Here is a 255-nt window from a genome sequence, read left to right on the forward strand (position 1 = left end):
CTGGCGCAGGCAGAAGCCATCGCCAAGGAATCCGAAGTGCCTGAATACGAACGTTTCTCTGTCCGAAAAGTCGTTGACGGTAAAATGCCGCTTTTTGCTATCTGGGATGATCTTTATGATGACTACTATGAAACCAATCACGCCGTTCCACAGTTTTCTAACGAGAAGCAGGCAGAATCTTATCTGGAAAATCTGAAAAAAGAAGTTGCAGACAGAGAAGCCGCCGAGTGGCTCAAAGTCGAACACGCAAAATTT

The 255-nt window shown here is 45.9% G+C and carries 1 protein-coding gene; it reads left to right on the forward strand.

What is annotated here, in order from left to right:
- On the forward strand, nucleotides 1–255 hold a 255-nt coding region (locus tag P0G09_RS21000; RefSeq protein ID WP_275253634.1), incomplete at both ends, for a hypothetical protein.

It is taken from the genome of Faecalibacterium sp. DFI.5.82 (assembly GCF_029076575.1).
Lineage (GTDB): Bacteria > Bacillota > Clostridia > Oscillospirales > Ruminococcaceae > Faecalibacterium > Faecalibacterium duncaniae.